Origin of the sequence: Burkholderia glumae LMG 2196 = ATCC 33617, from assembly GCF_000960995.1 — a bacterium.
In the GTDB taxonomy this organism is placed as follows: Bacteria; Pseudomonadota; Gammaproteobacteria; order Burkholderiales; family Burkholderiaceae; genus Burkholderia; species Burkholderia glumae.
Genome location: NZ_CP009434.1, coordinates 180,172 through 200,962, shown reverse-complemented (window position 1 = coordinate 200,962; position 20,791 = coordinate 180,172). Strand labels below are relative to the sequence as shown.

General features: G+C 64.7%; 14 protein-coding genes. 4 read left to right on the top strand and 10 right to left on the bottom strand.

The window, feature by feature from the left end; translation table 11 throughout:
• Positions 1 to 70: 70 nt before the first annotated feature.
• On the top strand, positions 71 to 3,481 hold the full coding sequence (locus tag KS03_RS02245; protein ID WP_035978578.1) for an RHS repeat-associated core domain-containing protein: 3,411 nt from the start codon (positions 71 to 73) through the stop codon (positions 3,479 to 3,481).
• Here the strand turns inward: KS03_RS02245 and KS03_RS02240 are convergent.
• The 8 genes from KS03_RS02240 to KS03_RS28905 all read right to left on the bottom strand — a co-directional run bounded on the left by KS03_RS02240 (position 3,386) and on the right by KS03_RS28905 (position 12,456).
• Positions 3,386 to 4,786, bottom strand: a complete 1,401-nt coding sequence (locus KS03_RS02240) for a GlcNAc-transferase family protein (RefSeq protein ID WP_012733038.1) — start codon at positions 4,784 to 4,786, stop codon at positions 3,386 to 3,388. The two genes, KS03_RS02245 and KS03_RS02240, sit on opposite strands and share 96 nt — an antisense overlap.
• A gap of 45 nt (positions 4,787 to 4,831) precedes the next feature.
• On the bottom strand, positions 4,832 to 5,839 hold the full coding sequence (locus KS03_RS02235) for a fimbrial protein (RefSeq protein WP_012733039.1): 1,008 nt from the start codon (positions 5,837 to 5,839) through the stop codon (positions 4,832 to 4,834).
• A 65-nt stretch (positions 5,840 to 5,904) separates the two neighbouring features.
• Entirely contained in the window at positions 5,905 to 6,969 is a 1,065-nt protein-coding gene (locus KS03_RS02230; RefSeq protein ID WP_012733040.1) for a type VI secretion system protein TssA, read from the bottom strand.
• 18 nt (positions 6,970 to 6,987) lie between these two features.
• Positions 6,988 to 8,058, bottom strand: a complete 1,071-nt coding sequence (tssG, locus tag KS03_RS02225; protein ID WP_012733041.1) for a type VI secretion system baseplate subunit TssG — start codon at positions 8,056 to 8,058, stop codon at positions 6,988 to 6,990.
• Positions 8,055 to 9,935, bottom strand: coding sequence for a type VI secretion system baseplate subunit TssF (gene tssF / locus KS03_RS02220; RefSeq protein ID WP_012733042.1), 1,881 nt, complete (start codon positions 9,933 to 9,935; stop codon positions 8,055 to 8,057). The genes tssG and tssF overlap by 4 nt, the downstream gene beginning before the upstream one ends.
• A 1-nt stretch (position 9,936) precedes the next feature.
• Positions 9,937 to 10,455: a type VI secretion system baseplate subunit TssE gene (tssE, locus tag KS03_RS02215; protein ID WP_012733043.1), complete on the bottom strand. Its 519-nt coding sequence runs from the start codon at positions 10,453 to 10,455 to the stop codon at positions 9,937 to 9,939.
• The gene (locus KS03_RS02210) at positions 10,452 to 11,285 is read right to left on the bottom strand and encodes a type VI secretion system accessory protein TagJ (protein WP_012733044.1); all 834 of its coding nucleotides are present in this window, start codon (positions 11,283 to 11,285) and stop codon (positions 10,452 to 10,454) included. The genes tssE and KS03_RS02210 overlap by 4 nt, the downstream gene beginning before the upstream one ends.
• Positions 11,269 to 12,456 (bottom strand): TagK domain-containing protein, encoded by a 1,188-nt coding sequence (locus tag KS03_RS28905; protein WP_012733045.1) that lies wholly within the window; start codon positions 12,454 to 12,456, stop codon positions 11,269 to 11,271. The genes KS03_RS02210 and KS03_RS28905 overlap by 17 nt, the downstream gene beginning before the upstream one ends.
• A 314-nt stretch (positions 12,457 to 12,770) precedes the next feature.
• Between KS03_RS28905 and tssH the strand changes: the two genes are divergently transcribed.
• From tssH to KS03_RS02195, 3 genes are read left to right on the top strand one after another with little or no spacing between them, the layout of a single operon-like run.
• Positions 12,771 to 15,572, top strand: coding sequence for a type VI secretion system ATPase TssH (gene tssH, locus KS03_RS02200; protein ID WP_012733046.1), 2,802 nt, complete (start codon positions 12,771 to 12,773; stop codon positions 15,570 to 15,572).
• 54 nt (positions 15,573 to 15,626) lie between these two features.
• A complete protein-coding gene (locus tag KS03_RS30855) occupies positions 15,627 to 15,890 on the top strand; it encodes a hypothetical protein (protein ID WP_017432145.1) in 264 nt (87 codons plus the stop codon).
• Positions 15,887 to 18,208, top strand: coding sequence for a hybrid sensor histidine kinase/response regulator (locus KS03_RS02195; RefSeq protein WP_012733047.1), 2,322 nt, complete (start codon positions 15,887 to 15,889; stop codon positions 18,206 to 18,208). Before KS03_RS30855 ends, KS03_RS02195 begins: the two co-directional genes overlap by 4 nt.
• Positions 18,209 to 18,475: 267 nt before the next feature.
• Here the strand turns inward: KS03_RS02195 and KS03_RS29385 are convergent, their stop codons facing one another.
• Both KS03_RS29385 and KS03_RS33290 read right to left on the bottom strand, forming a co-directional pair.
• On the bottom strand, positions 18,476 to 18,892 hold the full coding sequence (locus KS03_RS29385) for a response regulator transcription factor (RefSeq protein ID WP_157384073.1): 417 nt from the start codon (positions 18,890 to 18,892) through the stop codon (positions 18,476 to 18,478).
• A 258-nt stretch (positions 18,893 to 19,150) separates the two neighbouring features.
• Positions 19,151 to 19,681 (bottom strand): hypothetical protein, encoded by a 531-nt coding sequence (locus KS03_RS33290; protein WP_173941228.1) that lies wholly within the window; start codon positions 19,679 to 19,681, stop codon positions 19,151 to 19,153.
• Between the last annotated feature and the right edge of the window lie 1,110 nt (positions 19,682 to 20,791).

Below are 20,791 nucleotides of genomic sequence, written 5' to 3'. Positions count from 1 at the left end.
CGTGGTGGTGACGCAGGCCGATCAGGCAGGTCGGAGCGGAACGATGCCTATAGTTGGCGCGATTGGTGCCATGGGGGCGGAACTCGTCGGGCTGGCCGGCGTGGTGTTGCCGCTGACGAGGCAGGGGCCGACGGTGGACCGCTGCCGGCGTCTCGCCGGAATAGTCGAGCGGTACGGTATCCGTCGTGCGCTCTCGGGCATCCTGTTCGGCTCGGTGGACGTCGTCTCGGGAAGCTTGGTATGCCTGCCCCGGGACGAGACCGATTTCGCGCTGCGCGGGCGGCTGCCGCTGGTGTGGGCGCGTCATTACTCGAGCGCGCGCGAGGCGGTCGGGCTGCTCGGCGTCGGCTGGCACACCGCCTGGGAGGTCACGCTGCGCCGGGATGGCGATCAATTGACCTACCTTGACGAGGCTGGCGCCATCTTGCAACTACCGTTTCCGGCGTGCGGCTCGATGGTGGTCGCCGCTTCCGCGCAACTGCAGATCGCGCACCTTCCCGATGGCCGTCTGGTCGTGGCCGACTGGTCGCCGCGCTATCGTGTGTTCGGCGGGTTCGACGCGCATGGCGTGGCACGCCTCAAATATGTCGAGGATTTGCATCGGCAGCGCATCGGCTGTATCTGGGACGAAGCAGGACGCCTGCTGCGCATGCGGGGCACCTGCGGTCACGAGTTGCAGATGCACTACGAGGCGCACGACGGAGCGCGCCTGAGCGCGATCGAGTGCGTGGATGGTGGCTCGGGCGGCTTGTTGGTCCGCTACGACTACGGGTCGCATGGAGAACTGATCGCGGTGCGCAACCGTGCTGGCGAACAGGTGCGTCGCTTCGCATATCGGGACGGGCAGCTCGTCGAGGTGGCTACGTCGCTCGGCATGACGACGTGCTACCGCTGGCGCGGCGCCGGTGCTGCCGCGAGAGTGACGGAGCGCGCCACCTCCGAAGGTGCGCGCGAGCGCTTCGTCTATGACGCGCAGCGCCGACGCGTCGAGGTGACCGACGTGTTTGGCCATACCGCGTTCTGGCAGTACGACGAACGCGGCGATGTGACGTCGTGTGTCGATTTCGACGGACGGCGCTACGCGTTCGACTACGCCGACGTCAACGCGCCTGGGACGCTCCATCTGCCCGGCAATCGCACGGTGCGCCTCGAATACGACGCGCAGGGGCGCGTCGTGCGCGAAATCGATCCGCTGGGCGGCGTGCGCTCGACCCAGTACGCGTTTTCCACGAACGAACCCATCGCCGTGACGATGAGCGACGGCCGTACCTGGATGTGGGGGCGCAACGATTGCCTGCAGCCGGTGCATTATCAGACGCCGTCCGGCGCGCTTGAGCGTTTCGTCTACGATGCCGACGGCCTGCTCGAGCGCACGATCGATGCACTCGGAGTCGAAACTCGGACTACATGCAACCGTTGGGGCCAGCCGACGTGTTGCATCAGGTCCGACGGCGCGACGACCACATACGAATACGATGCCGATGGCAATCTGGTCGGCGTGACCGACGCGCTAGGTGCGGTTACGCGCATAGAGCGCGATTTGCTCGGCCGCGCGGTGGCCATCCGGCGTCCAGACGGGCGTGTGGAGCGTCATGTCTGGAACGCGGCCAGCCAGCGCGTGTCGTTCACCAGCGCGAACGGCACGAGCCGGCACTGGTATCGCGACCGGCGCGGCAAGGTGGTGCGAACCGTCGACGAGGAGGGGCACGCCGTGCTGCGGCGCTACGATGCGCATGGCCGGCTGCTGCGCGTCGAGAGTGCGAACGGTGGCGTGCGGCGTCTCGCCTGGGGCGCGAGGGACTGCCTGTCGATCACCGATGCCGACGGCGTGTCGCGCGAGTTCGACTATACGGAAGACGGCTGGATCGCCGGCATCACCTGGACTGCCGGAACGCAGCGGTGGTGCGAGACGTTTGCCTACGACGCCATCGGGCGCTTGATCGCGCGTGAGTCGCGCCATGCTCGCCATATTTACCGCTACGACGCGCGCGGCGCCCTCGAGGCAGTCGCGCGCGTGCCGACCGACGCGGGCGTGCGGCTCGGCGTCGAGGGCGACGAGGTGGGTTTCGAGCGCGACGCCGCCGGTCGTGTGCTCGCCGAGCGGGGGGCCGCAGGCGAGTTGCACCACAGCTATGATGCGGCCGGCCGGCTGATCGCGACGCGTTTGCCGCCGGGCCAAGAATTGCGCCACCGTCGTTACGCCGGCGGAGCCATCGCGCTCGTCGAGCTGGACGGGCGGGAACTCGCGCGGTTCTGGTACGACGCGGCGGGCCGGCCGATCGCGCGGATGCTGGGCAGCCTGCTGGTGCACGTCGGGTACGACGCCCTCGGGCGCCCGCAACGCTGGCGCGCGGTCACGAGCGACGATCCCGGCGCGCCGAGCGAGCCGACTGAGCGCGATCGGCAACTCTGGCGCGACGCGGATTACGGCGCGGCGGACGAGATCGTATCGACTCGCGGCCCCGGCGAGGAGACGGTCTGGTACGACTACGACCGGCGCGGCTGTCTGGTAAGACGTGTGTCCGGTCAGCCGGGCATTGAATATTTCACCTGGGACGGCGCCGGCAACCTGCGCGACATGCCGGGTGGCCGCCGGCTGACGCCAGTCCGGGCTGATCACCGCATCCGCGAGGGCCACGGCTATCGCTACGACCATGACGCATGGGGGCGGCTCGTGCGCCGCGGCGGACGCGGTCATCCGCTGTCGTTGAGCTGGGACGACGAGGGGCATCTGACCATGGCTCGGTGTCAGGGATGCACTGTGCATTATCGCTACGACGCGCTGGGCCGGCGCATCGAGAAGCGCGTCGAGCGCGACGTCCGGCGGCGAGCTCATGCGCCGCTCGCCGACGTGGTCACGCGCTATCTGTGGCAGGGCGAGCGGCTGGTTCAGGAGCGCTGCGGCAACCGCCTGCGCACCTATCTGTATCTGCCGGAACTGGACGGCACGATCGGCTTCGCGCCGCTCGCCCGGCTCGACCAGACGCTCGACGAGAACGGCGAGATCGATGCGGCCGCGACGCAGCTCTATCACTATCACACCGACGGCATCGGCACTGCGCTCGCGCTGAGCGACTCGGGCAGCGCGATGGTGTGGCGCGCCGAGTCGCGCGCATGGGGCGAGCCGCTGCCGCCGCTCGCGCTCGGCCATGAAGCGGTTGAGCAGCCGCTGCGCTTCGCGGGGCAGTACGCGGACGAGGAAACCTCGCTGCATCACAACGGCCGGCGAATCTATGATCCTGGTTCCGGCCGCTACCTGAGCCCCGACCGCACCGCACCTGACGGCCTCAGTCCCTACCGCTACGCGCCGAATCCGCTTACCTGGTGCAATCCGCTCGGCGGCCCGACGCCGCAGCCGACACCGTGCGTCGCCGTGGCCTGCGCTTCAATCGGAGACCTTGTTCCCGACCCGGCTCAGCAAATCACCCGCCTCGTCGAACAGCTCGACGACATACCGGGTTGGCAGTTCGTCGAGCGCTGACTCGAAGCTGGCGTAGAAGTCGAGCCAGTCGTTATGGCGGTATCTTGCGAGATCTTCGGCGTCGATCGCATCCTCGTGCAGGATGGCACCGTTGGCGTCATGGACCACGACGCGCGCCGATACCGCCGCCGACAGTGTTCCGCACCGGCCCGGCGTGGCGGCATACTCGTCGAACAGGCCGCGATGCAGGCAGACACGCACGTCGTTGGCACGTAGCAGCGAAGCTTTCCATTCGGCCTCGGACAGGCGTGGCGCGTCCGGCACCGGCAGTTCGTGATGCAGCGTGGCACGCTGGATGCCGCGCCAGGCAAAGCTGATGCCGGCGTAGGCTTCGTAGTCGGCCAACGAGCGTGCGGTGCCGAGTCCATAGCGGCCGAACTGGCCCGGCTCGGCCGTGGTGCCGTCCACGCCCAGCAGCGCGCGATTGCGGCGGTAGGCGCGATCGTTGCGCTCGCTCCAATGTTCGCTGATCTCGCCGCGCGCCTTGGCCTCGTCCGTATGGTCGTCCCATATCTTCACGCGGTGCCGGCGCGTGTATTCGTGCCACGCAATGAGGCGGTGCGGGTGATAGAGATCGTAGCCGTGCGTGAATGCGCGCGCAGCGATCGAGATCTCCTCGCCAAGGAAGAAGTAATCGGGATCATGCTGCACGGTAGCGGCGAAATGGCCGTCGGCGAACGTGAAATGGCCGCTGTAGAAGCGTGCGCGTACGGGACGCGTACGCTGCCAGTCGGGCAGCCTGACCGAGCGGAACATCACGACCCCTTCCACGCTGAACCGGAAGAAGGTCATGATCTGCGGCTCGCCGGTGTCCTGGATCGACGGGTCCGCCGGATCATACTTCGGCAGATAGGCGGTCAGTACCGGCTTGGCGCTCTCGTCGCGCAGCGACTCGAGCATCTCGACGGCGAGCGTATCCCAGGCCTCGATGAAACGATGATGCGAATCGAGCTGCAGCGTGTAGCGCTCGCCGTCGTAGCGCTGTTGCAGCAGGTTGCGCGCCCAGCACGCGCCTTGCGACATCAGATGCGGCACGTCGATCAATTCGACGCGCGCCCCCCGATAGGCCAGATGCTGAACGATGCGCTCGCCGGATCGCTCGCGATGGTAGCCGCCGAAACCGTGCCTCCCGAATTGGCCAAGGGTTTCGTCGGCCGCATGCTGCCAGCAGACGACGATGCGCAGGCGGCCGGGGTGGCGTGCCTGATTGATCAGATCGAGCAGCGTCGGGATCAGTTGCGGGTCGCGATAGCTCGCGATCTGTACGAAGATCGTGCCGGGTGAGGGTGCGGGCGTGCCGAGCATGCGTGTAAATCCGCGCGTGGCGCGGCCTGAAATTGGGAAGGAAGCTCAGTTGATCGTCAGAGTGATCGTCGCGGTCGCCTGGATCTTGCCGGGCGGCGGTGTCGCGGTACCGACACGTAGCACCGTGGCCGCGAGTTGGAACGGCGACTGGAGTGCGCTTGCCGGATTCTGTACGAGCGTGCTGTTGGGATCGTTGGGCTTGAGGGTCGTGCCGGTAATCCTGTCGTGCACGAGAATCCCGAGATGCGCCGCGCCTTCGTTCTTGATCAAGCTGGGATTCTCCGGGTCGGGCGTGCCGGACAGCGCCGCGGTGATCGAGACCGGCGGAGTCGGGCCGATGCATTGCACGGTGAAGTCGATCGGTTGTGTAGGGCCGTCGGTATAGGAGACGGCGTCAGGCCCAAACGTGCCGAAATCGATGTTGAGCTTGTCTGCGGCGACCGAGCAGTGCGGCAGCACCTTGACGGTCATCGGCCCCGTTTTGACGGAGATGATCTGGACGTGATCGCCATTGCCCGTGCCGAGGGCGATCTCGCCAAGGTTCGCCACCTGATTGACGGTCTGGAGCTGCCCGGTTCGGATCAACTCCAGCTTGAAGTAGGAGCCAATGCCGAAGCGTGCCCAGTTTCCGCTCGCCGGGCCGTCCGGTATGTTCGAACTGAACGGCAACAACGAGTTGAATCCGCTTCTGCGCATGTAGGTCAGGCGATAGCCGATACCGGGCGTGCCGCTATCGTAGACGTTGGGTAGCGCGGTAGGTGAATGCGTCGAGTCGAACCGGATGATGCCGCCGCCTGGGCAAGATGCGAAGTTGTGGTAGACGGAGAACAGCGTGGATTTGGCGGTGGCGATCACGCCGCCGATCTCGAGCCGCGGATCGATCGATACCACCTGTTGCTCGGGCTGTATGGCGACAGTTATCTTCTTGAACGACAGATATCCCCGGTCCATCTCCTCCTTGATCTCAGCGTCCGTCATCTGACGGCAGGCAGCGAACACGGGTGAGGACAGCGCGAGGCTGGCCAGGACGAAAAGCTTGGCGAATGTTTTCATCGAAATTCTTTATCCTCGAGCGGCAGGGCGCGAACGCTGGCAGGCCTCGCGCGTCACCTTAAACTTCAGTCGTCGATCGCATCCCACTTGGCCAGCAAGTCGGCCGGGATCAGATGGACCAGTTCGGAGAAGCGCTTGCCGACCATCCGCTCGCACTGTCTCAACAGCACGATCACGGGGCTGCTCGGCTCCTTCCGCTCGAACCATAGGCGCGTGTCGCGCAGCGTCGCGAGTGCGGCCCAGCGATCGACGTCGTCCGGCAGCGCACCCACGGTGCCCCCATCGTTCGCGCCCGGCTGGGCCGTCGCCGCCGCGTTTGCGCTAGGCGGCGCATCGGCCCGCGCGTCGTTGCCGGCGGCCTGCGGGGCCGCCGGCATGTCGGGCGCCGCAGAGCCTTCGCCGTTCAGCCGCACCGGCGCGAACGGTTGAAGGAGGCGCGCCAGCGCGCCAAGGTCAGGCGCGTCGGCGCCGAATGCCTCGGCGCACCAGGCCGTGAGCGTGTCGAGCCGCTGCTGCGCGTCGGCCAGGGAAACCAGCACCGCGTCGCGCCGGTTCCACAGCTCGCGCAGCGCCCGCACGACCGATTCGGGCGCCAGCGCGTCCTTGGGGCGAGGCGTGGCCAGCGCCTTGTCGACGTCGCGCAGATGCAGCTTGAGACCCGCGGCTCTCGGCAGCGCGATGTCGCGCACGTCGCTGAGCACGCCGTCGTGGTCGGCCAGCGCGGCGATCGCGTTGACATAGGCTACTGGGTCGCGCTCGCCGTCTGCCACCGGCAGCGGGTGCAGAGCCTCGCCGTAGCGCTCGAACAGGCTCTGGAGAAACGCCAGCGCATCGCTCAGTCCGGTCGCGCCTTCCAGCCGGACGCGGCAGCGCAGCAGGATCACCGCGACCCGGATGTCTTTGGTGCGCAGCAGCAGGGCGCGGCATTCGCGTTCGATCTCGGCCCAGTTGGCAGGCGGCGGCAGTTCGACGAAGTCGCCATACTGAGCCTCGACGCGTGGCGCCACGGCCGCTTGCAGCATCACGAACGCCGGGTCGTATTCGAGGTCGGCGCCGCACGGTGCGTCGGAGGAAACCGGTTCGAGCAGATCGGTGTAACGGGTGGCGGGAGAGGGCGTCTCGAGTGTCATGCGTATTGGCTCCAGAGTTCAGTCGGTGTACTGTTCCGGCTCGAACACCATGCCGACCACGGGGCGATCGTGCGTCGGCTCGCCGAGCCATGTTGAATAGCCGAGCCGCTGCGAAGTGTCGGCGCGCGCGGGCGGCACCTCGCACGGCTTTATCAGCAGCTTGACCTCCCACGCGTACTCGTGGCCGACGAACGCGCGTACCCATTCGACGAAGGTAGCGAGATCGGCGCCGTGCGGCGTCAGGCGCAGGTATTGGCCGAGATCGAGCGGCCCGACCACCAACCGGAACTTGTGCTGCCGGTCCGGAATCGCTTCGCCCAGCAGCGCGCCCTCGCCGATAATCGAGGCATGCCCGGGCTTGCCGATGTGCGTGTGCTCGGTATCGGAGAGCCGGATCCAGTGCGCGACGAATTCCTCGACCTGCATCGGCACGCCGAAGTAATGCGACAGCGTGGTGGCGATGCCGTCCGGGTTGCGTGCCTCCCGCACCAGATGCGCCGCCGCGCTGTAGCGCGCATGGGTGGCCAGGCAAGAGCGCCGCGCCTCGTCCGGATCGGTGCCGGCGAGACTCGCGACATAGAACGAGAAGGTTTCCTCGTCGGGCCGGTCGAGCGAGGCGATGCTCTGCGCCGACGCCCAGGCGCGGTAGAACTGCGACAAGGCGCGGTGGTGAAACACGTCGAGCAGATGCACCAGGGCGTGATCCTGATGGCTTTCGACGCGACTGTACGCGAGCTCCGTCATATGCAGCGGCAACGGCCCCTGCGGCCCCCACAGGCCGAGACCGAACAGCCTGATGTCGAGGCGGCCGTCGTGGATGCCGAGCGCGGCTATCTCGCGCGGCGCGAACGTCAGCGTTGGCTGCTGGCCGATCCGGAACGGCTCGTCGCACGGCCGGCTCGCCGTGCCGGGCGGGCGCAGCCCGGGTTCACGAGCGGCGATCGTGCGCAACAGGCTGAGGAAGCCGGCCCGCCACGGCGCATCGGGGTCGAACCAAGCCCTGAGTTTGCCCGGATCGAGCCGCGCTCGGGGAGGCTCGATGTCGTTGCCGCAATTCGGCGCCGCGACGCCGGCGGGGTCGCGGCTCATACGGCGCCTCGGCCGCCCATGCGCGGTCGCCAGCGCGTCACGAGGCCGCGTTGCATCGAATGCAGCTCGGTCTCGGTGAACACGTTGATCGATACGTGCCGCGCGAGGTAATGCTCGAGCACGAGCCCGAAGAGATAAGGGCTCACGCCCGAGAAGCCGGTCTCGTCGAGCGTCAGCGCGCAGCGCACGCCGCGCCCGTAGACCAGCAAATCCTGGCCCGGCAGGCGCCGCACCACCGGCTCGGTGCGCGCCCCCACCAGCGCCTCGATCTGACGTGCCTGCTCGCGTTCGTCCGGCGCGATGAAGAGGCGCAGCATGTTGCGCAGCGCCTGCCCGCCGTCGCCGTGGTCGAGGTCGGAGAGCGGCATATAGTTGAAGCTCAGCTGGCGGATCAGTCGCCACGCCGTCTCGCCGCTTGCGTACGGGGCGCGCGGCGCGCTCGGCGGATGCACGAGGCGCACGCCTTCGATCGGCACCGAGTCCGACATCGTCAGGTCGTCGCGGCCGTTGCGAGGAATGAGGCACGGCAGGTCGCGATTGGTGACCCAGGCCTCGACCGACAGGTAACGGATATCGTCGGCGTACGGCGCCTCCGCCTGGTCGACCAGTGACACGTAGACCTCGGTGCCGGTGTATGGCATGCGGGTGCCGTATTTGCGCGCATTCGCCGACAGCGTGCGCTGCTCGCGGCACACCGAAAAATAGCGCCCATGGTTGCCGATGTCGCTGTGCAGCGTTTGGTACAGCGGGTTGAACTCGACTTCCTGCGAGGTCTCGGCCTTTTGGCCGAATACGCGCGATACTGAGAAGATCTCATAGTCGAGAGGCCGGGTGCGATCGGCGATCAGATGGAAATCGGTGTGCGCACGGTTGATCTCGATTCGATCGGTGCGCTTGGGGAACAGGTTGACGATGGGTGTGCAGAACAGCAGGAACCGCGAGGCGTCCACGTGGGTGGCGAGTTCCTCCGGCAGCCGGTCGAGCAGCAGGACGATCTCGGCCTCCTTGTCGTCCACGCGCGCGAGTCCGGGCGCGAGCTGCGTGAGCGCGAAGAAATAGAAACGCTGGCGGCAGGCGAAGTATTCCTGCAGCAGGTTGTGGCCGTGGAAGGCGTTCCACGGCAATGGCAACAAGCCCTGATCGGTCTGCAGACCCTCGAACGCCACCGGGGTTTTCGCTACCACATACCCCTCGCCGCGCGCCGCGCCTAACTTGCGGACCACCGATGCGACGCTGCCGGCATGAATCAACTCGAACAGGTGCGAGGCGATCCGCTCGTCGCCGCCGATATAGATCGGCAACCGGTCGAACCGCGTCATTTGATTGAACTTGACTTCGCCGGTGGTGCGCAGCCGCAGTCGCAGCGCGCCGCGCAACTGCTGATGCGGCAGCAGATGGCGGTCGGTGTCGGGGATGTCGGGCGGCACGGCCGTGAGGCGGGCCTCGGCGATTTCGATCGGCCACAGCGTGATGTCCTGGCTGCTGCGGAATTCGCAGGCTGTTTGCTCGCCGACCGGGATCGCTGCGCGCAGCGGGCTGTGGCGCGGCACCGTCAGGCCATGCGTGAAATCGCCCTCGCGCAGGCTCGGCCGCAACTGCGCCACGGCGATCGACGGTGTCGGTGCGACGTAGTTCGGGTAGACGACTTCGAGCAGGCGCTGCGTGAAGCGGGGAAACTCTGCGTCGAGCTTCAACTGGGTGCGTGCCGACATGAAGCAGAAGGCCTCGATCAGCCGCTCGACGTAGGGATCGGCGACCTCGATGCCCTCCATGCCGAGACGGCGCGCGATCTTCGGATGCTGCGCGGCGAACTCGCCCGCCAGCTCGTGCAGATAGGTGAGTTCGCGGCTGTAGTAGTCGAGGAAGCGCGGATCCATCTCAGTGCCCCGCGTGCGTGGCTTGTTCGAAGGTGACCTGGTTTCTTTCCATATCCAGTGCGCTCTGGATGCGCAGTTCGAGCGGATAGGGCGACCAGTGCACGAGCGCCTCGATTTCAAACGCCAGGCAGTTGTAGCGGACCGGATCCGTGTCGTGGAGCGGGCGCAGCCGCAGCGATTCCGGGATCAGGCGCGGTTCGAAACGCACGATCGCGGTGCGGATCCGTCGCTCGACGTCTTCCCAGTTGCGATGCGGCAGATAGCCGCCTGATAGCGCCGGCAAGCCGTAGTTGACGACCGAGGCCGCTACCGCCGGATGCCGCATGACATCGGGCTCGTCCTCGAAATTAGTGGTGTTGAGCAGCAGGCCGAGATCTCGCCGGATGATGGCGAGCATGCCCTTTGCGTCGGGCGCGTAGTCTTCCGGGCGCTCGCTGGGCCGCCCGGGCGCGTCGTCGAGCAGGCGATCGAGCAGCGACGGCATGCAGGCCTGCCGGTGGCGGGTGGTACCGAGGCTCATGCGCGCTCCCGCGTGTCGAAGCGGCAGGTATCGAGGCCGAGCAGGCCGAAATCGCCGTGGTCCGTGGTCCAGGTCTTTTGCCCGAGCGCGATCACGCTGGTTTCGCCGAGTTCCGTCCAGGTGGTGTGTCGCGCGAGTTTGACCGGAGTCGGGCCGCGCTCCGAGCCCGGGTAACGCATTGGGACATAGCCGTGCAGCACCTTGCCATCGTTTCGCGTCACTGTCGCCTGGCGCCAGATCAGATCCGATGGCGCCGTGACTGGCCCGAGCGTGAGCGAGGAGAGGTCGTCGAACGGCAGCAAGTGGTAGCAGCCGGTGGCGATCAGTTCGCAAACCGGCCCGAGCCGGCTGTCGCTGTCGGTAAGCCAGGCGAACGCACCGAGCGGCTGGCCGTCGCCGCCGCGGGCCGGCGCGTCGTTCAGTGCGACCGTGCGCAACGCGTCGGCCGTGGCGAGGTCCTGGTCCGCGAGCGCGGCATTGGCGCGGTGCAGCGTATCCAGCCAGGCCGGTACTGGACCGAGCGAGCAAGGCAAGCGGCGTCCGGCGAATACCTCGGCACGGAACGCCTCGCTTTGCACCAGCAGGCGAAACGTCTGCGCGCGCGATTCGCCGTCGGGCCGCAGCGTCGCCCAGGTCTGCAGATGGCGCAGCGCGCGCTCCCAGGCACCGTCGAGGCACAGCAGTTCGAACAGCAGCCAGCGCTCGCGCGAATCGGCGGGGCAGCGGCGCACGTGATCCTCGGTTCGGGATTTCAGTGCGTCGAACGTATCGGCGTCGAGGCGGGCGTGGCTCGGAGCACCCGAACCGGGAAGGTCAGTGTTTGTCGTCATCGAAAGGTGCGGTGGGATCGGACATGGCCAGATGGCTGTCCAGACTGATTAGGTGATGTTCGGCGCGCGCTAGCTGGGCGGTCTGAGCCGCGAGCGATGCGCGAACGCCGCGTGGCGCGAGCAGCGAGAGGATTTCGTGGCGAGGTTCGGGCTCGAACAGATGGTTCGCGCCGAACGTGTCGAGCTCGTCGAGCAGCGCGTCGATGTTCTTGTCCTTCGTCAGCAGATCGAACACCGAGGCGTCGTGGCCCGGTGGCGCGGCGTGGCGATCGAATATATTGCGCGCCGTCGGGACGGGTAAGGCATGCTCGACGCTTGCGCTGGCCGCGGCTTTGAGGCCGTGCGCGGAGCGCGGCTCGCCGCCTAGCAGCGTGCGCTGATACTCGCGGGCAAGCGCGGCGAGCGGATCGGGATCCTCTTCGTCGACGAGGGGCAGCATCGAGCGGCTGGACAGCATCGGGTCGTCCTGGTGGACGGCGTCCACGGTCATCCCGGCGATCGCGATCAGTTCGTCGAAGGCGTCCGTGCCCTGGGACGCGCAGGCCGCAGCCTCGTGCCGCACTGGAGCCAGATCGACGTCGGCGCCGACGTCTGTTTCTGCCGACCCGCTCCTCTCGGTAAAAATCGATGCCGCTGCGAGATCGAAGCCGGCAAAGATGGGTGAGATAGGAGCAGCCGATTCCGGCGCGGGGAGCGGGCCCGGCTCGTGAATCGTGCCGGGCCCGGCTGCCGATTCGCGCGATGACGGGGGGCGTGCCTGGGCGGAGTGCGCGGCCGGTTCGCCGACGTCGCTGGCCAAGCCATCTAACTCGGCGAAATGCTGCGGCTCGTACTCGAACGAGTCGGGCTCGTCGTGCGCCGCTATCTCGAAGCGCGCTGCCGCCGGTGCGTCGGGCGCCGCCGTGGCGCCGCCGGCCGTTGACGAGCCGGGCGCGATCGAAATCGAACTCGCGGCAGCCGCGGCGAGGCTTGGATCCGCAGACGCGCTGGCCGCCGAGGCCACCCCGATCGCCACATCGGATGCCCGAACGGCCTTGGAGCATGGCGTGTCAGCCGCATCGTGGTCAGTTGCCTTCGCGGGCCGCGAGATCGAGTCGACGGTTCTCGCGAACATTCTCGGAATGCGTGCTTCGATGAGGACGTCGTGCCAGCGAGCGTGATAATCGGTCATGGTTGGCGAGTATCGGTGGCGGCCAATCGGATCCGCCCGCACGGCAGGGGAAACGGGACGCTTGCCGCGAGGCGAACGGCGGCGGGCCGGCACGCCCGTTGATGAGCGAATGACGGATCCGATCATAGGGTGCCGCTCAGCGCCGGAATATGGGCGATGGCCCAAATACAGGTGAGCGCTGGCCGACTATTCTTGGCTGCACGCCCTCCCCTACAGCGCCACAGCGGTGCCTCGGGCCGTCACACCGGGCAGGCCGTCACTAGCCATTTCGTCGATTTCCGCCAACCATCCGTTTCATTACTCGGCACCTTCCCATGGTCATTTCACGTCACGCGCTATTCGGCAAACTCGGCACGACGCTGTTCCGGAGCCTCGAATCTGCCACCACCTTCTCGAAACTGCGCGGCAATCCCTACGTCGAGCTGGTCCACTGGCTTCATCAATTGATCGCGCTGGCCGACGGTGATCTGCAGCGCATCGTGCGGCACTGCGAGATCGATCGCGCGCGGCTCGATCGAGACTTGCAGGATGCGTTGGCGGCTCTGCCGTCCGGTGCCGGCTCGCTGAGTGATTTCTCACATCACGTGGACGCGGCGATCGAGCGCGCGTGGGTACTTGCGACGCTCGTGTTTGGCGAGCACCGAATTCGTGGCGCGTGGCTTATGGCCGCGTTGATTGAGACGCCCGAATTGCGGCGCGTATTGCTGTCCTGCTCGAGGGAGTTCGGCCGGATCCCGGTGGACGGCCTGCACGAGGCGCTGCCGGCCTGGATCGCCGGGTCGCCCGAGGCCGACGACACGCCCTATGATCACAGCGATTTCTCGCCGGCGGTGCCGGGAGAGGCGTCCGATGCGATGGCGGCGCCGGCCCGCGGCAGTTCGCTCGAGCAGTTCTGTGCCGATCTGACGGCGCGCGCGCTCAAGGGCGAAATCGATCCGGTGGTGGGCCGGGATATCGAGATTCGCACGATGGTGGACGTGCTGCTGCGACGCCGGCAAAACAATCCATTGCTGACTGGCGATGCTGGCGTCGGCAAGACCGCCGTCGTCGAGGGGCTGGCGCTCGCGATCGCGCGCGGCGACGTGCCACCCAAGCTTGCCGAGGTGCGGCTGCTGAACCTCGATGTTGGCGCGTTGCTGGCCGGCGCGAGTATGCGCGGCGAGTTCGAGGCGCGCTTGAAATCGGTGATTGAGGCGGCGGGAAAGGCGCCCGTGCCGGTGATCCTGTTTATCGACGAGATTCATACTTTGATCGGTGCGGGTGGCCAGGCCGGCACCGGAGATGCGGCGAACCTGCTGAAGCCCGCGCTCGCGCGCGGCACGCTGCGCGTGATCGGCGCCACCACCTGGGCCGAATACAAGCGACATATCGAGAAGGATCCGGCGCTCACGCGTCGCTTCCAGGTGCTGCAGGTGGCCGAGCCGGAACCGGGCGCCGCCGTCGACATGGTACGCGGGTTGGTTGGCACGTTCTCGCGGCACCATGGCGTTGTCGTGCTCGATGAGGCCGTGCGCGCGTCCGTGATGCTGTCGCATCGCTATCTGCCGTCGCGTCAGTTGCCGGACAAGGCGATCAGCCTGCTCGACACGGCTTGCGCGCGTGTTGCCTTGTCGCAGCACGCACCGCCGCGCGAATTACAGTATTTGCGTCAGCAGCTCGAGGCGGCGCGTATCGAAAGCGCGCTGCTCGATGCCGAGCGGCGCGTCGGCATCGGCGACGGCGCGTCGTGGTCCGAGGTGGCACAGCGCATCGCCGAACTCGAGGTACAAGCGCGTGATATCGAGCAGGCATGGCAGGCTCAGGTGGAGGCGGTGCGAGCCCTGCTTGAGGCGCGTGCCGAGACGGAGGGCGAGGACGAGCGCGGCGGCGAACCGGACGGTGGCGCCGGCCAGCCCTGCCTCCCTGCCGATCCGGACACCGGGCCCGCCGAGCGCGCTGTCGCGCCGGCGGCTGCTCACGTCGACACGGCGGCTTTCGAACGGTTGCACCTGCTGGATCGTCAGCTGCGGCAGTTGCAGGGCGGGCGTCCGTTAGTGTTTCCGGAGGTGAGCGAGGCGATGGTGGCCGCGATCATCTCCGATTGGACTGGCATCCCGGTCGGTCGCATGGTCACTGATGAAATCGCGGCGGTGCGGCGTCTTTCCGAGACGCTTTCGGCACGGGTCGTGGGGCAGACGGACGCGTTGCGGCAGATTGCCGAACGCATACAGACTGCTCGCGCGGGCCTGGCCGATCCAGCCAAGCCGCTGGGCGTGTTCCTACTGACCGGGCCGTCCGGCGTTGGCAAGACCGAGACGGCGCTCGCGCTCGCGGAAGCGCTGTATGGAGGGGAACAAAACCTTATTACCATCAACATGAGCGAGTATCAGGAAGCGCACACGGTATCGAGCCTGAAGGGCGCCCCACCGGGGTACGTCGGCTATGGGGAGGGGGGCGTCTTGACCGAGGCGGTGCGCCGTCGGCCCTATTCGGTCGTGCTGCTCGACGAGATCGAGAAATCGCATAGCGACGTAAAGGAGATGTTCTTCCAGGTATTCGACAAGGGCTACATGGAAGACGGCGACGGCCGCTATATCGATTTTCGCAATACCACGATCCTGCTCACCAGCAACGTTGGCGCAGAGCTGCTAACCAGCTTGTGCGCGGATGAGGCGCTGGCGCCCGAGTCCGACGCGCTGCGCATGGCGCTCGGTCCGGTGTTGCTGAAGGCGTTTCCGGCCGCGTTCCTGGGACGCGTGACGGTGGTGCCATTCCGTCCGCTCGCCCAGGGTTCGCTCGTGCAGATCGCCCGGTTGTATCTGGATCGGGTCGCTCGGCGCATGGCGGATCATCATGGCGTCGAGCTCGTTTATGCGCCGGCTGTCGCCGACTACGTCGTTGCGCGCTGCCTCGTGCAGGAGACAGGCGCACGGCTGATGATCGGCTTTATCGAGCAGCATCTGCTGCCGGCGCTCTCCCGGCATTGGCTCGACGCGCTCATCTCGAATCGGCGGCTCGCGCGCATCGAAATCGAAATGGCCTCGGTCGATCCCGATGCGGCACCCGCCGAAGCGATTGCGTTTCGCCTGGTCGACGATGGTTTGCCGCTCGACGTTTCGGCAAGCGCCGAGGGGTGAGTCACTGCGGAGCGTGATTCAATTCAACTCTATTGCCGTAATTAGTAGCGGACCATGTTCTGTATTCTAACGGCGCTTTCTGTTTCCATTCCATCGTTGATGGTGGGTTGGCTCGGTTTGCTGGCGCTTTCCCTAGATTGCAGGCAGCAGGCCTGGGCCTTGATGGGCGCGTTCGATCTATCCGATCTGCTGCCGGCACAGGTCGGACACTACGTGCTCTACCTTGGCTTGATGCAGACAATCTTTGTTCTTGTTTGTCGTCTGCGTCGTTCTTCATACGGGGCGTCGCGCGGCGCGGGCGCGGCGCGGGAAACATGATACCGGAGCGCAGGACCCGGCCGTCCGTTGCCGATGGTGTCGACGAGGCGTCGGAGATCGACCGCTTCGTCGTCGACACATGGCCGGTGGGCATGATGATCTATGCGCTTCCCAGCGGCGAGTTGCTGATCGAGAACTCTGCCGCGAAACGGCTGATCGACGCGGGGCAGCACGATGCGGGGCGAAGCTTCTTCGAGCGCATCGAGCCGGAGTGGGAGCGCGTGAATTGCGGGGCGGCAGATCCGCTAGTCGAGCTCGATTGGCCGCTGTCCGCCGAGCGGACGATTCGCCTTGGCGTGACGATGTCACGGACGCGCTACGCCGGGCAGGAGGCGCTGCTGCTCGTTGTTGCCGAGTTCAGCTGTCCCGATCGTGCCATGCCGCATCGCGAGCGGGAAGGGGCGGCCTCGAACGCGGTGTCCGAGGTCGGAGAGCGTGAGTCGCATGCCGTGCCCAGCCTGCTGGCGGTGGTGAGCCACGAGGTCAGGACGCCGTTGCATGGAGCGATGGGCAACCTGGAGTTGCTCGCGTACTCGCCTCTAATGCCCGAGCAACGCGAGCGTGTCGTGACGATCCGGCACACGCTCGACGAACTGCTAGGCTTGCTCGACGATCTGCTCGAAGTCGAGCATCTGAAGCGATTGGGGGACGATCCGCCGCTCCTGCATCTCACGCCGACCCGGCTCGACGAACTGGCTGAACATTGCGCACAAGTGTTCGCTCCTGTCGCCCGCAGCCGCGGCTTAGCACTGTATTGCCTGACCGATCCCGCACTGGACGCGCCGGCCCAGGTCGATGCGCGGCGGCTGACGCGCATCCTGCACAACCTGCTCGGTAATGCAGTGAAGTTCACGAAGCGGGGCGAAATCGTGCTGTCGGTGCATTGCCTCAATACCGTCGAGCAGCACGGTTGGGTGCGTTTCGAGGTGCGCGACACAGGCATCGGCATTCCGGCCGAGGCGCAGGCGGCGATTTTCGAACCGCATCGACAAGCCGACGCAACAATCAGCCACCGTTTTGGCGGTAGCGGCCTGGGCCTGTTTCTGTGCCGCCGTCTCGTCGAACTGATGGGCGGCCGCATGACGCTCGCGAGCAAGCCAGGCGAGGGCAGCGTGTTCGGCGTGGAACTACCGGTCGCGCTGCTCGACGCACCGCGTCACGGCCAACCGCTCGCGACGAGGCGCGTCGAACTGATCTGCGAGCATGCCGCGTGGCGTGACGCGCTGGCGCGGCGTCTTGTGGCTTGGGGCGCGACTGTCGAGGATGCGCCTCGGCTGAGGGCGGCACCGTCCCTACGCGTGCAGGCCGGCGAGGTTCGTGACGACAGAGAATGGCCAGTTCCGCATTTCGGCACGTTGCGCATCACGCCCGACGGGCCGCTCGCACCGCGGCGCACTGGTGATGGCGTTGAAGTGGGTCCGTTGTCGAACCGCGCGCTCCTGCAGGCATTGATGATGCTGATTGACGGCGATGGCTGGGCTGAGCCTTCGTCGAAGCGGCAGATGAAAGCGCCGGCCACGGTGCAAATGACGGAAGTCGTTGAAATGAAGAAAGCCGTGGCCATGGCTTCGAAGCAGGAGCAGCAAGCCCCGAACCACTTCCCCCCGCTCGATCTGCTGGTGATCGACGACGATGCCGTCAGCCTAACGCTGATTCGACATCAGCTAGCCACACTCGGCCAGACAAGAGTGCGCGTCGCGCGTGACGGCCGCGAGGCGCTGACGGCGTGGAGCGAGCGGCACTTCGACGCTGTTATTACCGACATCGACCTGCCATGTCTGAATGGCACGGAATTGCTAGCGGTCCTGCGCAAGTACGATGAAGCGGCGATCGTCATCGCGATGACCGCGTTTGCTGCCGAGCACCTGGGCACGGGCTCGAGACTTTTCTCGCACGTGTTGCGCAAGCCTGCGGCGCTGCAAGACCTGCAACGTGTGCTCAATGATGTGCAGCGCACTATACGGCCCTATGCGGTGGCCCGATCGCTAACGGACACTGCTGCCGCAGCGCGGGAGACGCATCGCGATTCAATGCTGCTCGTTCCGCGTGATACCTTCGCGAAAAGCTGCTCAATCACGCGTGCGAGGCTGGCTGCGGCAACCGCATCACACGATCGTGCAAAGCTGAAGCGCTGCCTGCATAGTTTCGAGGGCGCGCTGTCTATCATGGGGTATGACGCTCTCGCTTCTACATGCGCGGCACTGCATGCCCAATGCGAACAAGCCGACTGGGAGACACTCGAGTTGCGCTGCACGATACTGATAGCCGAGATCGAGCGGCTGGTCAGCGTTGGACCGAAAGCGGTTGAAGCCCGTTAACAGAATTCATCAACGAATCGCGAGCAAATCACGGCGACAGCTAGGACGTGACCTCCTCGCGACTAGCCGAGCGTCCGGGGGAGGCCGATAAAAATACATGGCCTGCCGCCATTGCAACACGGCTATCGGCCAACCGTCGCCCGGGCCGGGCATTCTCCTCTTCCAGTTGCTTCAGACACCGTAGTTCGGAAACGCCAGGCCATCAGACTTCTTTTTCCAATCATGGAAATCCGCTTTCTCCCGTGAGGCTATCATCACACCGGCACTTCAAAAAATTGCCAAATGCTTTCGGACTGTTGGCGAGTGATACCGCTTACCTATTGATATGGCGCCTAATGCTTCTGAGATGCATGAGAGCGGATCGGACTTGCTGACCATTCCAGAAGGCTGTAAGGAGTCGAGTTTCCTCAGTGCAATCGGATTATCCGATGCGGTCAGAATGATAAATTCCGAAGCGGGACTGTTCCTTGACACGTCTTCAATCAAGGCGAAATCGATCGGGGAGCTTTGATCCGACATGGGCAAATCGACAATTGCGATATCGAATTCTTGTTTCGATAGAAGATCGAGCGAACGTCGTTCAAGTTCATCGATTTCGATCACATCATATCCGGGAATTTCACCAATAATTTCCTTCAATCCAAATTTTATTATAGGGTGATTTGCAATAATCAAGATTTTCAATGGCATTGTCTTGTTGAGCGAGATTTTGATTGCAGTAAGTGTTCCAGAATTACTTTGTCGTTTGTGGTTCAGTCGAGGTTGTTGGGTTTCAATTGGCAGTGCATGTGCTACCCGGTCGCCATATGGGGGGCGATTGGATGGGCAAGCTGGCTTCGACGAATCGATTCGCCAACGGAATTACTAGTGTGGTGTGTTCGGAGCATCAAGTGCGATCGCGAGCTTTGGTTTACGGTCTTCACAATTCAATAATCGGATTTTTTACTGGTCGGATTCTGCGTGATCTTTGTTTCCTGTCGGCGCGTGATCGCTGATAAGCGTTGGGTCGAAATAGCTCGGCGCCGTCCGTAACGAATGCCGAGACTTGCCGCCACCGTTACTGACCGCTCCATTCGCTTTGCATAAATGCGACGCAAAAAATAACAGCATGATGGCGCCGATATGTTCGTCGGCGTCGACATCGGTAATGGCCAGCATCACGCTGTCGGGCCCGGCCGGAATAGCAAGCGCCTGTCCGGCAAAGCGCCACCCAATGACGATCTCAAGCTGAGAGCCCGCATCGCCGAACTCGAGACTCACAGTCAACCACTGCCCATCGTCGATCTGCCATCCACCATTGGGGTACTTGCCGTTGCCGCCGCCCGGCCAAGGGCGTACTCGCCGCTGGTTTCGCGGTGCGGCCTCGGTGATGATTCCGCCGCTCAGGCCAGGCAGACCAGTGACCGCGTTCGCGGTCTGTCTACACAAATCCATCACGCGCTCGAGCGCGCTCTTGGACGGTGCCTCGACCATGCGGTGATGCTTGATCTGCTTGAGCGCTATCCACCGCACTTGCCGGCCTCAGCGAGAAGGTACGTGTTAATCGCCTGACCAAGCTTGCTCGACGCACGAGCAAGGACTAGTCGGCTGCGATCGTTCAAGCACTGAGCGAACAAGCCGTGATCGTGCTCGTCGCGCAGTTTGTCGCCACGATTCGCGCAAACTCCGGCAAGGCAAGTGTCACGGCCAAGCGCTCCCCGGTCCGGCACGGCGACATTGTGACGTCCGGCTCGTCATGCCGCGCAACGGCACCATTTACCAACCCGAGTCAGCCTCTCTCCAACGAAAGACATAGAGACGCACCTCGATACCCGGCGGGCGTTTCCCTTGATCGACGAGGACATCGAAGGACCCACCCAAACGGCATCCCAGAGCGATTAGCGAGCCGCAGTCAACAAAACCGGGCCGTGCCACTATGAGAAACTCCGCACCACTTGCGAAAGCATGGTCAGTCAATGGGTTTCCATGCATAAAGCTCGGTTGAAACGGATAGTTGCAAAACCGCTTTTTTCGAAGCGATGCTTCGAACTGCTTTCGCGCATGGCCACGAAATAATCAATCACCCGCTTTTTGACGTTTCAAGTTTCTGTCTGGCGGTCGAGGCGATACTCGATAATTCGTAATTCGGAACTTGAGGCAGCATAATATCTGATTTCCGCAAAATCAAGTCGTGGCAGTTGCTGGGGAAAATGTCGCACGCCACGAATTCCACGCACATACCATATTTGACTCAAACTGGATCGAGGTCATTGGGATACTGCTGGAGGGCGAAAAATAACTTATCGATTGCCACTTTCTCGCACACCATGTCAAGCAAAATTATCCAATTATTTTGGCAAATTTAGCAGAAATAGCTTTTCAAATTCTACAAAAGAATAATCATTTTTAGAAAGAATCATTCATTCTGTGGCATTGATTGAAAGATTTAAGCAAGGATGACGGTGGGCTATTGGGGTGCTATTTAGGTCGATATCGTGAAGAATAGCCTCTCGGCGCGGCTCTTATGCCGCTCGTGCCATCTAGCCAAGGAGGCAGCTCTGAAAGCCTGGTTTTCCTTACTCCAGCTGAGGTATTGCGGCAGCC

Bases quoted from the DNA above. Each gene is read 5' to 3' on its own strand.
- KS03_RS02240 (WP_012733038.1), bottom strand. From the start codon at position 4,786: ATGCTCGGCACGCCCGCACCCTCACCCGGCACGATCTTCGTACAGATC.
- KS03_RS02230 (WP_012733040.1), bottom strand. From the start codon at position 6,969: ATGACACTCGAGACGCCCTCTCCCGCCACCCGTTACACCGATCTGCTC.
- tssG (WP_012733041.1), bottom strand. From the start codon at position 8,058: ATGAGCCGCGACCCCGCCGGCGTCGCGGCGCCGAATTGCGGCAACGAC.
- KS03_RS28905 (WP_012733045.1), bottom strand. From the start codon at position 12,456: ATGACCGATTATCACGCTCGCTGGCACGACGTCCTCATCGAAGCACGC.
- tssH (WP_012733046.1), top strand. From the start codon at position 12,771: ATGGTCATTTCACGTCACGCGCTATTCGGCAAACTCGGCACGACGCTG.
- tssE (WP_012733043.1), bottom strand. From the start codon at position 10,455: ATGAGCCTCGGTACCACCCGCCACCGGCAGGCCTGCATGCCGTCGCTG.
- KS03_RS02195 (WP_012733047.1), top strand. From the start codon at position 15,887: ATGATACCGGAGCGCAGGACCCGGCCGTCCGTTGCCGATGGTGTCGAC.
- KS03_RS02235 (WP_012733039.1), bottom strand. From the start codon at position 5,839: ATGAAAACATTCGCCAAGCTTTTCGTCCTGGCCAGCCTCGCGCTGTCC.
- tssF (WP_012733042.1), bottom strand. From the start codon at position 9,935: ATGGATCCGCGCTTCCTCGACTACTACAGCCGCGAACTCACCTATCTG.
- KS03_RS02210 (WP_012733044.1), bottom strand. From the start codon at position 11,285: ATGACGACAAACACTGACCTTCCCGGTTCGGGTGCTCCGAGCCACGCC.
- KS03_RS33290 (WP_173941228.1), bottom strand. From the start codon at position 19,681: ATGGTCGAGGCACCGTCCAAGAGCGCGCTCGAGCGCGTGATGGATTTG.
- KS03_RS30855 (WP_017432145.1), top strand. From the start codon at position 15,627: ATGTTCTGTATTCTAACGGCGCTTTCTGTTTCCATTCCATCGTTGATG.
- KS03_RS02245 (WP_035978578.1), top strand. From the start codon at position 71: ATGGGGGCGGAACTCGTCGGGCTGGCCGGCGTGGTGTTGCCGCTGACG.